Annotated in this window: 14 protein-coding genes and 1 tRNA gene; 11 read left to right on the top strand and 4 right to left on the bottom strand. The window is 51.4% G+C overall.

Annotation, left to right across the window (positions count from 1 at the left end):
* Positions 1 to 8 precede the first annotated feature (8 nt).
* Complete coding sequence (locus IE073_RS12140; RefSeq protein WP_189586454.1) at positions 9 to 1,613, bottom strand: aq_1923 C-terminal domain; 1,605 nt, start codon at positions 1,611 to 1,613, stop codon at positions 9 to 11.
* Between IE073_RS12140 and IE073_RS12135 the strand changes: the two genes are divergently transcribed.
* Together IE073_RS12135 and IE073_RS12130 are read left to right on the top strand one after the other, a co-directional pair.
* Positions 1,612 to 2,385 (top strand): M48 family metallopeptidase, encoded by a 774-nt coding sequence (locus tag IE073_RS12135; RefSeq protein WP_189586451.1) that lies wholly within the window; start codon positions 1,612 to 1,614, stop codon positions 2,383 to 2,385. The genes IE073_RS12140 and IE073_RS12135 overlap by 2 nt on opposite strands.
* A 257-nt stretch (positions 2,386 to 2,642) precedes the next feature.
* A complete protein-coding gene (locus IE073_RS12130) occupies positions 2,643 to 3,353 on the top strand; it encodes an outer membrane beta-barrel protein (protein ID WP_189586448.1) in 711 nt (236 codons plus the stop codon).
* A gap of 7 nt (positions 3,354 to 3,360) precedes the next feature.
* Here IE073_RS12130 and IE073_RS12125 read toward each other — a convergent pair whose 3' ends face one another.
* Together IE073_RS12125 and IE073_RS12120 are read right to left on the bottom strand one after the other, a co-directional pair.
* Positions 3,361 to 5,232, bottom strand: a complete 1,872-nt coding sequence (locus IE073_RS12125; RefSeq protein WP_189586445.1) for a transglycosylase domain-containing protein — start codon at positions 5,230 to 5,232, stop codon at positions 3,361 to 3,363.
* 154 nt (positions 5,233 to 5,386) lie between these two features.
* Positions 5,387 to 6,121 carry a Bax inhibitor-1/YccA family protein gene (locus IE073_RS12120; RefSeq protein ID WP_189586441.1) on the bottom strand — a complete coding sequence of 245 codons (735 nt, stop codon included), beginning with the start codon at positions 6,119 to 6,121 and terminating at the stop codon, positions 5,387 to 5,389.
* A gap of 117 nt (positions 6,122 to 6,238) precedes the next feature.
* Here IE073_RS12120 and IE073_RS12115 point away from each other — a divergent pair, with 117 nt between their 5' ends.
* The 4 genes from IE073_RS12115 to IE073_RS12100 all read left to right on the top strand — a co-directional run bounded on the left by IE073_RS12115 (position 6,239) and on the right by IE073_RS12100 (position 9,397).
* Positions 6,239 to 7,282: an aldo/keto reductase gene (locus IE073_RS12115; protein ID WP_189586438.1), complete on the top strand. Its 1,044-nt coding sequence runs from the start codon at positions 6,239 to 6,241 to the stop codon at positions 7,280 to 7,282.
* A 7-nt stretch (positions 7,283 to 7,289) separates the two neighbouring features.
* Positions 7,290 to 7,844, top strand: a complete 555-nt coding sequence (gene thpR / locus IE073_RS12110; protein ID WP_189586435.1) for an RNA 2',3'-cyclic phosphodiesterase — start codon at positions 7,290 to 7,292, stop codon at positions 7,842 to 7,844.
* A gap of 146 nt (positions 7,845 to 7,990) precedes the next feature.
* Positions 7,991 to 8,077 (top strand) — tRNA-Leu (locus IE073_RS12105).
* 135 nt (positions 8,078 to 8,212) lie between these two features.
* A complete protein-coding gene (locus IE073_RS12100) occupies positions 8,213 to 9,397 on the top strand; it encodes a tyrosine-type recombinase/integrase (RefSeq protein WP_189586432.1) in 1,185 nt (394 codons plus the stop codon).
* 57 nt (positions 9,398 to 9,454) lie between these two features.
* Here IE073_RS12100 and IE073_RS14235 read toward each other — a convergent pair whose 3' ends face one another.
* On the bottom strand, positions 9,455 to 9,577 hold the full coding sequence (locus IE073_RS14235) for a hypothetical protein (RefSeq protein WP_267905576.1): 123 nt from the start codon (positions 9,575 to 9,577) through the stop codon (positions 9,455 to 9,457).
* Positions 9,578 to 9,867: 290 nt separating this feature from the next.
* Between IE073_RS14235 and IE073_RS12095 the strand changes: the two genes are divergently transcribed.
* The 5 genes from IE073_RS12095 to IE073_RS12075 all read left to right on the top strand — a co-directional run bounded on the left by IE073_RS12095 (position 9,868) and on the right by IE073_RS12075 (position 13,419).
* The gene (locus IE073_RS12095; protein ID WP_189586429.1) at positions 9,868 to 10,779 is read left to right on the top strand and encodes a hypothetical protein; all 912 of its coding nucleotides are present in this window, start codon (positions 9,868 to 9,870) and stop codon (positions 10,777 to 10,779) included.
* Between the two features lie 107 nt (positions 10,780 to 10,886).
* Positions 10,887 to 11,090, top strand: a complete 204-nt coding sequence (locus IE073_RS12090) for a helix-turn-helix transcriptional regulator (RefSeq protein ID WP_189586425.1) — start codon at positions 10,887 to 10,889, stop codon at positions 11,088 to 11,090.
* Positions 11,091 to 11,099: 9 nt separating this feature from the next.
* Positions 11,100 to 11,534, top strand: a complete 435-nt coding sequence (locus IE073_RS12085; protein ID WP_189586422.1) for a helix-turn-helix domain-containing protein — start codon at positions 11,100 to 11,102, stop codon at positions 11,532 to 11,534.
* Between the two features lie 62 nt (positions 11,535 to 11,596).
* Complete coding sequence (locus IE073_RS12080) at positions 11,597 to 12,664, top strand: tyrosine-type recombinase/integrase (RefSeq protein ID WP_189586417.1); 1,068 nt, start codon at positions 11,597 to 11,599, stop codon at positions 12,662 to 12,664.
* A 221-nt stretch (positions 12,665 to 12,885) separates the two neighbouring features.
* On the top strand, positions 12,886 to 13,419 hold the full coding sequence (locus IE073_RS12075; RefSeq protein WP_189586414.1) for a hypothetical protein: 534 nt from the start codon (positions 12,886 to 12,888) through the stop codon (positions 13,417 to 13,419).
* The last annotated feature ends 38 nt before the right edge of the window (positions 13,420 to 13,457 follow it).

The raw sequence follows: 13,457 nt of genomic DNA, 5'->3' as shown, positions 1-13,457 counted from the left end.
GAATGGACTTAAGGCGCTTCATTTTCCTGACTGGCTGAGAAACCTAGTGTCGCGGGATCCACATCTGCGCCTTTTCCAGTAACAAGCGGAGCGAGCGAGAAGGGTGCGGGCGGGTTGGCTTCGATCGTCATCGTGCCGCCATTCTTCACAAAATCGGCGAAGGCCTCAATCGTTTCGGAATAGACTTCGGCCTGCACCTCATTCTCGGCGGCCATCGCGGCCCCAAAAACCAACATGCCCAAACCGCGTTTGATATTGGCTTCGGATTGACCCGTCATTTCACTTGCGAGTTTCAAGCCGCGCGCCACGATAGAATTATCTTCCATCGTAAAACGCATGGACCGCAGTTTCAGCGGCTCATACATCGCCGCCATTTGAGATTGCGACGTCACACTCTGAGCTGTCTGCAAGCTTTTCAGCATCTCTGCCAGACCTTCAGCTTCATATTCAAAATTTAATTTCATAGCATCCTTGATGACCCACAAACCGTCCGAGACGGCGATACTGTCATCGCTCTTGTCCAAACGTGTTACAGAGCTGCCTGACATTTCAATGGTTTCGAAATCCAGTGATTTAAGGATCGTATATGCCCGTTTAAATTCGGGGTTCTCGCCCAATGCAGGTTTCAGTGTGATGGTCATGGGGTTGAAAGATTGCCGCGTTGTGATGACATCGCCTGCCTCGGTTGTTTTTCCTTCAATGCCGTCAAAATCTAGCGAAAAGCCTTCGGCATCAACATCAAGATCCCCAATAATCAATTCGTCATAGGGCTTGGTACCTGTATTCAAACTGCCGATAAATTGGCTGATCGCGCCGTTTGGAGACAGGCCGTATCGCGGGAGCAGCTTTGCGCCGATGTTTAAGTTGCGCGCACCCATGCCCTCAAAGTCGACGGTCATATCCTGAACGCCATCTTTGCCTGGAACTGTCATTTTCAGCTCTTCTAACATGAGGTCGGCTGTCCCGCGTTTGTCCGCGCCGCGGTCTTCACCCCAGGCGAGGGCCGAAAGTGTACCCGAGAACGCGTCGCCTGTTACTTTGACGCCTGTGACAGACACAGCACCAAATCCGATATCACCAGAGGTGTCATTGTCTGAGCTCATCATACCTGCGACGAGGGCTTTGGCGGCGTCGGCTGTTGGGTGGGAAACACTCAGCGTCCCGAAATTCGCGGTAATTTCATCCTCGCGCAGCGTTGCATCTTTCAGATCAAGGCGTTCAAAATTGGGCGCTTCTTCGCCCATCTGCGGACAATGGAACGTGATCTGTTTGGAAGAAAAAGACTCCGTGTCTGATGTCTCTATCCGAAAATCTGAGTAAACGACGCGGCCAGCCTCAAATTTACGCTTTGCGAATGTAAGATTATTTGTGCCTGTTTCACCCAATCCTAAGCCTGCTAGCGCACCGAGCGCTTCCATTTCATCCACGTCACAAGCGGCTGTCTCGAAATATTTGCCAAAGATGGACGTATCTGCTTTGCTCAAATTCAGCGCTTCCACACCCGCAGACTTCAATGCACCTTGGCCCTTGTCTGCGGGCTTACACGCCCCCACACTTAAGAGGACGAATCCAGCGACCGAAATTTTTAACAGAGATGATAACTGACGCGACATGAGTGGTTTCCTGAAATCTTTACTTGGCGTGGACGATAACATGCCGGCCCGACCGAGCAAGGCAGATTTCCCGTTACGAGATGGCGGCGACCCGCGCGTGCTCTATGTGCACTCAGACAGGGCACGCCGTATCTCACTAAAGGTCAAAGCGGGGTCGCGTGAAGTACATGTTGTGGTGCCCGGCACCTCTGCTTTCGCTAAGGCCCGTCAATTTGCACAGCAGCAGCGCGATTGGATTGATGTCCAACTCGAAGCGTTACCTTCTCCCCAGCCTTTTGTGCCGGGTGGGGAAATTTTATTTCAGGGCCAGCCATTTAGATTGGTGAATCCGACGGGACGAGGTCGGGCGAAAATAGACCGAATCGGGCAGAAGATCATTGTGCCCAGTCCTGACGCGGAGAGCTTCCCGGGCCGTGTCCGTCGTTTCCTTATCCGCGAAGCCCGCGCCGAGTTAGAAGCGGCCAGCCATCATTATGCTGAGAAACTGGATAAGCGCGTGGGCAAAGTTTCGATCCGCGATACGGAGAGCCGTTGGGGAAGTTGCATCACCCGACAGGGAGAAGGCCATATTTCTTATTCTTGGCGCCTGATCTGCGCGCCGCCTCATGTATTGGAATATGTGTGTGCGCATGAATGTGCGCATATGATTGAAGCCAATCACAGTGCCGCATTTTGGGCCGTTTGTGACCGTATTTTCGATGATGTGAAAAGCGCCAAACGTTGGCTCAGTAAAAACGGCCCAGTTCTACATGCCGTCGGTGCGGAATTTTAGCAGCCTATAGCACTCAACGCGCTCGATTAAAATATGCGCCCTCCCCAGCCCACATACTGCGGAAGGCGCATATGTCGGTGTATTGGGGGCCGACAGATTGAACACCTCAAAAGGGGCGACGTCCAATCGTGGCCCCCATAAAGTGCCAGTGTGAACTGAAAGTGAACGGAATTAAGGCGGTTTCTCATAATGTCGACTTTCCCCAGACCGTGCTTAGTTGTCTTGATAAGTTGGCAGGCAGGATTTAGGCGCGAAAAATGAAACGCGATCAAAATATACCAGATATGATTTTATCCATTCGATCTTCTGCGGCCAGACCCGCTCGATTGCTTCGCCCACTCTCCAAACTTTGCTGTTCTCTGAGCTTCGCTGTTCTGATTCTGGGAACTTCCGCTCAAACCGCAACCGCGCAAGCCACCAAAGGCGAAGGCTATTACATCGCGCTGCGCGGATATGGTGCGATCGAAGATGAGAACAATCTTCTATTTGACAATAGCTATGAGATCGCAGGGGCGGTTGGATATAGGCTGAACAAAAATTGGCGCGCAGAGTTGGAACATGCCTATCGTTATTCCGACATCGTCGGGCTGAATGGGGCTTCGGATACGCGGGGTGATAGCTCCGTCAAAACCTACGGCTTGCATGTGTTTTACGACTTCCGTGACGGTCACAAATTCCGCCCGTTTCTTGGCGCAGGTGCAGGGGTCTTACGCCGCGAAGTGACATTCGAAGGCACCGCAGATAATGACCCAAATTTCGCCGTCTTTGCCGATGATGCCTATACGGATACTTATGCCAATGCTTTTGCGGGGTCGTCGTATGAACTGACCAAAAACTTACGTTTAGCCGCAGGATTTGAATATGTGTCTGGCCGCGATCGCAACATTCGGGCGAACTACAGAGACTTACCGGGTATCCATAGATCTTATAATTTTTTCGTGGGTGGACGGTGGTTCTTCGCGCCTTAATCTGGGTTTAAGGCAAGCGGGTTTCTAATTGGTCTAATAGATTCAAAAGTTGGGCATCCTTTCGCGCCCAGTCCGGTTCAACAGAAACAGGGAGTCTGGCGGCCGGGGCATCGACGAGTTGGACCTTCATTGTGTCGGCAAAGATCATCGCAGGAATGCTGCCGCCTGTGACTTTTGCCATTGGCGCATTCGTGTCATCGCCGACCCAAACGGCCGTCACATGGTCGGGCGCATATCCGACAAACCACGCATCACGGAAATCGTTGGTCGTTCCTGTTTTCCCCGCAATCATATGGCCTTCAACCCGCGCCCGTCGACCCGTGCCGCGCTCCACAGCTTCTATCATCATATAGTTCATGTCCGCCAATTCATTCGGGGACAGTACCATTGCGCCATTGGGTGCGACCCGATCATAGAGCGGCGTACCGTCGGCTGTGGAAATTGACAGGATGCCATAGGCAGCGCGCTGTGTTCCCCAGTTTGCAAAGGGCAAATAGCTTTCCGCGACAGCTAACGGGGTTTGTCCCTGCGCACCCAGCGCAAGACTGCGGAATGGTTTCAAATTTGCGAGACCCATTTGCGTGGCCGTGGAAACGACATTTTCGCGCCCCACCTCTTCGCCCAGCGAAACCGCGACGGTGTTCAGCGATTTCGCTAAGGCCGTGTGGAGCGTGACTGTTCCTAAGTGCTTTTCTGTGAAATTCTCTGGCGTCCATCCTTCAATCGTAATCGGTGCGTCGAGTGTTGTGTCCCAAGGTGACTTCCCAGCGCGGAGTGCGGTGAGATAGACAAAGGGTTTAAAGGCGGATCCCGGTTGTCGCACCGCTTGCGTGACGCGGTTAAACTGACTCTCGCCATAATCGCGTCCGCCGACCAGCGCTAAGACACCGCCAGTACCGTCCAAACTAATGATCGCGCCTTGTGTCGCGCCCCGATCTGGGTCGAGGTGGGTGACTAACGCGGCTTGCGCCGCCGTCTGCGCCTCAATGTCGAGGGTTGTCTGTACGATTATATCTTGGGTTGGCACACCGATACGGCGCTCCAAATCATCCCAGATCCAATCGACGAAATATTGCGCGCCTTCGGTGTCTTTTGGGCTGTGGATTTCGATAGGGTCCGCTTTCGCTGCGTCTAATACCCCGACATCCAAAAGACCTTGCGCCTCCATCGAATTCAAAATGACGTGTTGGCGTTTCACTGACCCGTCAAAATCAGCCACAGGGTTTAGGCGAGACGGTGCGCGCAAGAGCCCTGACAACATGGCGGCCTCTGCCAGCGTCAGCTCTGCCGCAGGTTTGTTGAAATAGCGCAAACTCGCATTCTCCAGCCCCCAAGACCCGCTGCCAAAATAAACGCGAGAGAGATACATCTCCAACAACTCGTCTTTGCTGAAATCTCTTTCCATCCAAATGGACAGCATCATTTCTTGGGCTTTACGCGACAGCTTTTTATCGGGCGTCAGGAAGATGTTTTTGGTTAATTGTTGCGTTAGGGTCGATCCGCCCTGCACATAGCGTTTGGCGCGAATATTCTGCCACATCGCGCGGGTTAAAGCGCGCGGGTCGACACCGATATGGTTGCGAAAGCGCTCATCTTCCGTGGCAAGAAATGTCATCGGGACGTGAAAAGGCAGGGTATCCAAATCAACAGGGCGCTCGACGGTGGCGCCGCGCACTAAAACATCGCGCCCATTACGGTCCACGATCTGTACGGAGACGGGACGGTTCCGCTCCCATAGTTTTTTCGGGTCAGGCAGGTCTTTGGCCGACATCGCAAAACCTGCCAACACAGCCATACCCGTCAAATAGGTACAGCTAAGTCCCGCCACAAACAGACGTGGAACAAGCGTTTCGATTAAATATTTGCGAGAGATGCGCATGATTCAGGACATAGTCCGCGCGCGATTAAGGGTGTGTTAAACATATCTGCCAGAACTGCAGCGCGTGCGTTACATTTCGGCAAAGAAAAAGCCGCCCTTTGATTTCTCAAAGGGCGGCTCGGAATGCTTACCTGAATAGATTTTCCGCTAGGGACTATTCGCGGCCAAAAAGGTTCATCAAGATTTGGAACATGTTGATGAAAGCTAGCAGCAAGGATGCGGCACCAAAGGCCTGCATTTTACCCTGCATGGAGGCGTCATTTGCATAGGCGTAATAGACGCGCTTCAAATGCTGTGTTTCCCAAGCTGTGATCACTGCAATCGCGGCAAGTGCAACGATGTTGATGATCATGCCAAATGTGCCGCCCGCAAAAACGCTGAGGGCTGGAACGAACATGCCGACCAAACCGATCAGGACATAGCCCATGAATGCGGCAAAGGCATATTTTACTACGGCACTGAGATTAAACTTCGTTGTGTAACCGAACAGCGACAAAGCACCGAACATAGCCACGGTCATAAAGAAGATTTTCGCAACGATGGTCGGGTCAAAAAAGGCTGTCGCATAGGCTGACATAAGAACGCCCATAAAGGCGGCGAAGCCAAACAAGAACGCCAGCACGCCACCTTGTGACATAGACGGAAGTTTTTTTCCGACAGCGCCAAAACCGAATACGATAATGAGGAATGACGCAATCGCTGTGATTGGGTTATAAATTAGTGAAACCGGAATCACACCATTTGTGATGGCTTGACCCGTAAAGAACGCGACAACAGCGGTAACGGCCATCGCCATTGCCATATAGCGGTAGGTCCCGAGCAAGAATGTGCGCAGACCCAGGTCGGTCTGTGCGCCGCCCGTGACTTTGGTTGAATCGAATTGGTTCATGACATCTCCTTGAACATCTCATTTCCCCGTTGCAGGGGGCTTTCTCCTTATATAGTGCCCCAAAGACGTTAATACAAATAGCCCTTTGCTATATTTCATATTATTTGGAGCGACTTCATGGACCTGCGTAAACTTGGCCGAACAAATATTGATGTGACGTCTGTGTGCCTTGGGACAATGACGTGGGGTAAGCAAAACACAGAAACAGAGGCGCATGAGCAACTGAACTATGCGCTGGAGCGCGGCATCAATTTCATCGACGTTGCCGAAATGTATCCCGTTCCTGGCGAAGCCGAGACGCAAGGCCGAACAGAAGCCTACATCGGGAATTGGATAAAGCAGCGTAAAAACCGTGATAAATATGTTCTGGCCACCAAAGTGACAGGCCGTTCGCAGATGACTTGGGCGCGGGATGGGGATGAACCTCTGACGCGACACACGCCGGCGCAAATTGACGAAGCCGTTGAGAAATCTCTCAAGCGACTGAAGACTGACTACATCGACCTCTATCAATTACATTGGCCAGACCGCGCAATCCCAGGGTTCGGCTTTCACTCCTATCAAGATTATGATGCCTCTGACATGGTGCCGCTCGAGGATATTCTCGGGGCGTTAAACCGTCACGTCGAGAAGGGAAATATCCGTCATGTTGGCCTGTCCAATGAAACCGCATGGGGCACGATGAAGTTCCTGCAACTCGCCGAAAAAAACAACTGGCCGCGCATGGTGTCTAACCAATGTGTGTATTCTCTGGTCGCACGGCGTTTCGATTATGAGCGCGCAGAGATCGCAATGCGTGAAGACGTTGGCTTATTGGTCTACTCACCTCTGGCGATGGGATTGCTGACGGGGAAATATGATGATGGGAACAAACCTGAAGGCTCCCGGTGGGAAAAATTCCCAACGTTCCTAGGGCGATATGACCTCGCCCATGAAGCCGTCAAAGATTGTAATGACACCGCCCGTCGCCTCGGTTTAACGCCCACGCAATTCGCATTGAAATTTGTCGAAAGTCGTGAATTTGTGACGTCCAATATTATCGGTGCAACAACCATGGCGCAGCTCAAAGAAAATATCGACGCCCACGACATCGAATGGACGGATGATATGGAAAAAGAAGCCGCGCGTATTCACAAGACATATCGGTCACCTGCCGCTTAATTCGCCTATGAAACTATTTGCTGCCATCTTCCTCCCTGAAAAAATTGCGGGTGACATTGTCCGCGAGCAAAAAGGTGTGTCCGGCGCACGTTGGGTTAGCGAAGAGCGTCTTCATATAACGCTGGGATTTTTTGGCGACGTCGATCCCGATTATGCGGAGCTTTTGGACCATGAAATTGGCACTTTGCGCATGGGGAGTTTTGAGCTGGAACTCGCGGGCGGTGGCCATTTCGGGAAAACCGAACCGCACGCCATTTGGGCAGGCGTCAAACCCCACCCGGCGTTGGAGCGTTTACACGCACATTGCCGCCACGCCGCGCGGCGGGCCGAGGTCCAAATGGAAAGCCGCAAATATATGCCGCATGTGACGATGGCCTATATGAAGCCGCGTTCGCCGCTCGACCGCATTGTCTCGTTTGAGCAACGGATGGCGGATTTTGAAACGCGTCCGTTTCTCGTCGATCAGTTCAGCCTCATCTCTAGTCATCCTAAAAAACGGGGTCCTAATCTTTACAAAGAAGAGGCGCGTTACCCGCTTCTCGGCGAGGGCGTCGCGCCTTAAGGCGAACTGCTCAGAGCAAGTTTTATACGCTAATAATCGTGCCGAATTGGCGAGCGCGTATTCGTGATGAAAAACGAACATCGCCTTTCACGTGCTGGCTTGACCCACCCCACCCGCAGGGCTAGAGGCTCGCTTCCCAATGACGTGCCCAGATGGCGGAATTGGTAGACGCGCTAGCTTCAGGTGCTAGTGTCCGTATGGACGTGGAGGTTCGAGTCCTCTTCTGGGCACCATTGCGACCTCCCATAAAATCCGAAATCGTCCGATAAAGCCTAGTAAATACGGTGTTTTATGCCTATGTTAGTCCGAAGGCGTATCATGCTGTTTTACCAAATCCACCCTAATTGGGGGTCGATTTTGGGGGTTTGATGCCGTTAACCGAAGCAAAGCTGAAGTCGCTGAAGCCTAAGGGCAAGCCCTACAAGGTTTCGGACTATGACAGCCTCTTCGTTTTGGTGACACCTAAAGGGTCAAAACTCTGGAAATTCAAATTTCGTTTGGGCGGTAAAGAGAAGAGCTTGTCCCTAGGTAAATATCCAGCCGTTAGTTTGAAGAGGGCTCGCTTTCTTAGAGATGAGGCGCGCAAACTTCATGCCGAAGGCGTTGACCCAGCCGCGAATAAGCAAAAGAAGAAAGCGAAAAAAGCCAGCGTGTCTGAACACACCTTCGCGAAATTCGCTGAAAAGTTTCTCGCTAAACAGCTCAAAGAGGGAAAGTCCGAAGCCACGATTCAGAAGAAGGAATGGCTCTTACGGCTGGCGATGGACGATCTGGGCGATATGCCGATCAATGAAATTAAAGCGCAAACCGTCCTAAAGACACTGAAGAAGCGCGAAGCGCTGGGGCACTATGAAACCGTGCGACGCCTTAGAGCCACCATTAGCGCCGTGTTTCGTTATGCGGTGGCGTCTGGCGTTGCAGAGACTGATCCGACCTTTGCCCTGAAAGATGCGCTGATCCGCCCTACAGTGAAATATCACGCCGCGATAACGGACAAAGAGCGGCTGAAGGAGTTTCTAAGGGCGCTGGATAGCTATGGCGGCAAGGCTGAAACAAGAATTGCATTGAAACTCCACATCCTATTCGCATCACGGCCTGGCGAAATTCGCAAAGCGCGCTGGGAGGAATTCGATATTGAAGAGCGCATCTGGAACGTCCCAGCGGAGCGGATGAAGATGCGGGTGCCGCATAACGTGCCCCTATCGGATGCGGCTTTGGCCTTGCTAGGTGAATTGCGAGAGCTGACAGGTTGGGGCGCGTTGCTCTTTCCGTCTCTTAGCTCCGCCGAAAAGCCGATCAGTGAAAATACGCTCAATCAGGCTTTACGGCGTCTGGGGTTCAGCGCGGCGGAGGTCACGTCGCATGGTTTCAGAACAACATTTTCCACGTTCGCCAATGAAAGCGGCCTATGGAGCGCTGATGCGATAGAAGCCTATCTTTCACACCAAGATAAGAACGCGATCAGGCGAACCTATAACCGAGCCGCATATTGGGACGAGCGAGTGAAAATAGCCGATTGGTGGGCTGAAAAAGTGACTGGCTCTTTTTTCTGAGCTCAATCAATTAGTTTGAAAATAGAGAGGGGTGACCCTCTCTAAAGTTTCAGGCAATCAGTCATCTTTTGCGTTACCGCGTCCACCTCCCGACGGGTTGCCCGTCGTACTGGGCCAGTTTCCGCCCTCATCGGGATGGTCGGATTCTCTCTCGTCTCCGATTGATAAATTGTAAAACATAACGTTGCTCCATTGATAATGTCTTCAGACGACCCGAAGACTGAAACCATGGTGAAGTTAATTCTTGTCCTAAAATCGCCTCAAACAAGACCAAGTGAGGGTCTATTTGTGCTTGGAAAATGACATAGTTAACCAGCGAGAAAGAAAGGTCCCAATCCTTGGCGAGTGCGGTGAAAAGGCGAGCCTCTAACCGCGCGGCACGCTGGGATGAGTGCGTGAAGCAAGCGGATTGGTAGGTGAAATCTATTGCGAACTTTGAAAGATTTGATTGATAGGTTACGTCAAAAATTATGAGCGCGATGAACCGTCAAAAACTTCTGTTTCTCCTGATCGAAAATCAGAAGTTGATTTATCACGCCACGCAATGGGAACTGCGAGAGTTTAGCAAGGTGGAAACGCTCGGACCTGCTCAGCGCCTTTTCACACGACAGAATGGATTTAGCAGCACGGACCTAAGAGCCGTTGATGCTCATTTGGGTCTACTTAACGAACTTGATGATGAGTCGATCGAAATAAAGTTTGCCGAAGCGTCGTCCAGATTTTCTGAAAGCGGTCCATTGACGAAGCGGTCAGTCCCCTGTGGTATCTCTGATGCAGATTTGAAAGATAGGCTTAAAAAACCAAAGATGGGAAGAATGGAGGCTACTCTTTTGTCTCTGGGTTTCCTCGAGCCGAAAGATGGACGATCTGATTTCGAGAAATTTATTTACGACGATAGAATGAACAATAGACTTTCGATTGATTTGCAGCAGTTTCCGCTCAGTTTAGCTTTCATAGAGCGTGAAGAGGCGTTGTCGCGCAGCGACCTTTTTGAGATTAGTCACTGGAGATTTCGCGGGGGCGAAATAGACACGCTTGAGATATTTGAATGGTTTGAGAGAATGGACTTTGATTTGCCCGACCAGCTTCTCGCTTTAGCAAAGAAGTACCATTCTCGGAAAACGGAAGGGGAGCATACGGCCTCAGATACTGAAGAACGTGAGCTTAACCCCAAGGAACGCTCTTCACTGCTACAGCTAATCCACGCAATAGCAGCTCAAAAGCCTTATTTATATGATCCTGAAAACGTGAATAATGGTGCAATCAATCGAATTCAGAACACGATTCAGGACGCTGGTTTAAGGATGAGCGACAAAACAATCCGAAAGTATCTTCGAGAAGGTGTCTCAGAAGCGGATCGTGTGAAAGATAAAAATCAGTGAAAACAATGCCAGTGGCGGAAGTTCCTTTTAAAATTAGAGAAGTGCCCCAAGTTTGATATGAACTAAAACAGATTGCATCCATCGTTAATCGCCTTGGAGCAATCAATATGGACAACCCCGCATTCCCCCAAACTGGTCTAGTCCGCCTATCCCAAATTCTATCCCCGCGTGGCCCCATACCCGTCTCTAAGTCCACATGGTGGCAAGGCGTGAAAGATGGGCGCTTTCCGCAACCGCAGAAACTCGGGCCGCGAACGACCGTCTGGCGCGTGGAAGAGATACGGGCGCTCTTCGAAACCGATGAAACTTAGGCCAAGGCGATGAAACGCTCTTACGACTTTCATCGGGTGCGGTCCCATCGTCCCTATACGATTGCGACGCTGGCGGCGCTATTAGGTGTAGACAAAAGAACGGTGCGGCGCTGGATCGAAAGCGACAGGCTGGACGTGGCCATCGTTGAGCATTCGCGCCCCGTTATCCTGCTAGGCTCTAAAGTGAAGGCTTGGGGCACAGCGAGACAGAGGGCTAAAAAACAGCCTTGTGCCTATGGTGAGATATATTGCGTGCGGTGCAAAACCCCGCGACGGATCAAACCCGATAGCTTTCTTATCGTCCAGCCTAATCAGTCGAAATTGACAGTCAAAGGCGAGTGTTGCCGGTGCGATCTAACGCTCAACCGCTTTGGCTCACCCGCAAATCGCGCCGCGCTGGAAGCCGAATTCGGTCCAAAACGGCCAGACAATCCAGCGGCGTGACCTACACCTAATAGCATTCTCAATTCCCCCCTTAAATGTCCACTTGGCGAAAGGTTAAACATATGCCCGAAGTGAATCCGAAAAACGAACGACTGAAACTAGAGTGGATTGAAGAACTTCAAATCCAGAAAGCCGAGTCCACCATCGACCAAAGGCTGGCCGCGCTGGGTCAATATGAGGCCGCGACAGGATGGGCAGACTTTGCCGCCATCGACCGTGATAAGGTAAATCTCTATCTAGAAGCGATACGCGCGACACCTACCCGTATGCGTACGAAGAAGGCCAAGGTCCGCCACGTGCGCGGCTTCTTTGATTGGATGCGGGATGATGAGAAGCTCAGCCCTAAAAAGGTCCGTAAAGCGCTTCTAAGCCTTCGCCTGACTGATAAAGAGGAACGGGCGGGCAATGCCGTCAAACGGGTCAATCATGCGACCGTGGCGCAAATCATCGCCACGATACAATCCATGCCAAAGGCCAGCGCCATCGACCGACGCAATCGAGCCTTGTTGGCCTTCACCCTGCTATCGGGTGCGCGTGATGGCGCAATCGTTTCCATGAAGCTGAAGCATGTTCTCTGGAACGACCGCGAAATCATCCAAGACCCTGATGAGGTCGCGACGAAGGCCAGCAAGATGATACAGACATGGTTTTTCCCCGTTGGGGAAGCTATTGAAGATGAGGTCAAAAGCTATCTGGACTATCTAAAAGATGATCTGGGCTTTGCGCCGACTGACCCGCTTTTCCCATCTACGCTTGTAAGGCAGGACGCCTTGGACCGCTTTGCGCCAATGGGCCTGACCAAAGCGCATTGGTCCAGCGCCGCGCCGATGCGTAAAATCTTCAAGGTCGCCTTCACTGAAAACGGAATGAAGTATTACAACCCGCATAGCTTTAGAAATACGCTGATGGCGCTGGCTTATGAGCGCGACCTCGGTCCTAAACAGATGAAAGCGTGGAGTCAGAACCTTGGACATAGCAAATTGGACGTGACCTTTAACAGCTATGGCAATCTGGATGCTAATGCCCAGCGCCGCGCAATGTTGAATATCGGCAAAGCGCCAAAGCCTGACGCTGGAATGGCCGCAATTCAGGCGATGATTGATGAGGCGGTAGCAAAGCGCATGGGGTAGGGGGAGGGCGAATCCTCTAGGGTTTTCTTTAAGGACACCCATCTCCCAGCGCCGTTTGCAATATGAGCTAAAAAATAGGAAGGGTGTAGGGGTTGGTTAAACCTTGGCCCGATCCTGAAGGGACACCGACGGGAAATCAAAACGCTAACCTGAATCCAGTTTGGTTTTGTCTCGCATTCAGGCTTTGTGGGGCTTAGACTCACTTTTCTTTGGAGCTTTACATGACCACCGAATATCCGCCTGAAGATATTTATGAGGTCACATGGAGTGGACCCTACACTTACGAAGAATTGAAAGAATATGAGAAAGTCGACCCAGATTTTACCAATACCCTTTCTCTATATGCTAAGTATCAGGATCATCCCCTATATGGGCGAAAAGTTTTGACCTACATCGGCAAAGCCATCGGTCAAACTGTTGTAAAACGACTAGGGCAACATGATCTGGACACTGAAACAGTTTACGTCGCAACGATCTATCCTTTCGAAAGCTGGAAAGCTTCAGCGGCCAATTACAAAAAGCGGTTTTTGAAGCAAAACTATATTCGCAACGGTAAAGATCACGTCGAAATTATAACTGGAATTGAAGAGCTGCTAATCTATGCGCTTTGGCCAGCGGGTAATGTAAGAAACAGAATGGCTGCAAAAAATAGCTGGGGTTATCGGATTTTCAATACAGGGTACCTTGGCGACTTACCGCCTGAAGTCAGTGGTCATTACGCGCTGGAGAACGCCCCCGATCCTAATGGCAAGTAGCCGATTACCTGAATCATCCCTTGCCCGTGACCCTGAAT

It is taken from the genome of Litorimonas cladophorae (assembly GCF_014652455.1).
Lineage (GTDB): Bacteria > Pseudomonadota > Alphaproteobacteria > Caulobacterales > Maricaulaceae > Litorimonas > Litorimonas cladophorae.
The sequence above is the reverse complement of the archived record's forward strand: the minus strand, read 5'-3'. Positions and strand labels throughout refer to the sequence as shown.

Excerpts from the sequence above, each read along its gene's own strand:
- IE073_RS12095 (WP_189586429.1), top strand. The coding sequence starts at position 9,868 with ATGAGCGCGATGAACCGTCAAAAACTTCTGTTTCTCCTGATCGAAAAT.
- IE073_RS12085 (WP_189586422.1), top strand. The coding sequence starts at position 11,100 with ATGAAACGCTCTTACGACTTTCATCGGGTGCGGTCCCATCGTCCCTAT.
- IE073_RS12135 (WP_189586451.1), top strand. The coding sequence starts at position 1,612 with ATGAGTGGTTTCCTGAAATCTTTACTTGGCGTGGACGATAACATGCCG.
- IE073_RS12130 (WP_189586448.1), top strand. The coding sequence starts at position 2,643 with ATGAAACGCGATCAAAATATACCAGATATGATTTTATCCATTCGATCT.
- IE073_RS12080 (WP_189586417.1), top strand. The coding sequence starts at position 11,597 with ATGCCCGAAGTGAATCCGAAAAACGAACGACTGAAACTAGAGTGGATT.
- IE073_RS12090 (WP_189586425.1), top strand. The coding sequence starts at position 10,887 with ATGGACAACCCCGCATTCCCCCAAACTGGTCTAGTCCGCCTATCCCAA.
- thpR (WP_189586435.1), top strand. The coding sequence starts at position 7,290 with ATGAAACTATTTGCTGCCATCTTCCTCCCTGAAAAAATTGCGGGTGAC.
- IE073_RS12125 (WP_189586445.1), bottom strand. The coding sequence starts at position 5,232 with ATGCGCATCTCTCGCAAATATTTAATCGAAACGCTTGTTCCACGTCTG.
- IE073_RS12140 (WP_189586454.1), bottom strand. The coding sequence starts at position 1,613 with ATGTCGCGTCAGTTATCATCTCTGTTAAAAATTTCGGTCGCTGGATTC.
- IE073_RS12075 (WP_189586414.1), top strand. The coding sequence starts at position 12,886 with ATGACCACCGAATATCCGCCTGAAGATATTTATGAGGTCACATGGAGT.
- IE073_RS12115 (WP_189586438.1), top strand. The coding sequence starts at position 6,239 with ATGGACCTGCGTAAACTTGGCCGAACAAATATTGATGTGACGTCTGTG.
- IE073_RS14235 (WP_267905576.1), bottom strand. The coding sequence starts at position 9,577 with ATGTTTTACAATTTATCAATCGGAGACGAGAGAGAATCCGACCATCCC.
- IE073_RS12100 (WP_189586432.1), top strand. The coding sequence starts at position 8,213 with ATGCCGTTAACCGAAGCAAAGCTGAAGTCGCTGAAGCCTAAGGGCAAG.
- IE073_RS12120 (WP_189586441.1), bottom strand. The coding sequence starts at position 6,121 with ATGAACCAATTCGATTCAACCAAAGTCACGGGCGGCGCACAGACCGAC.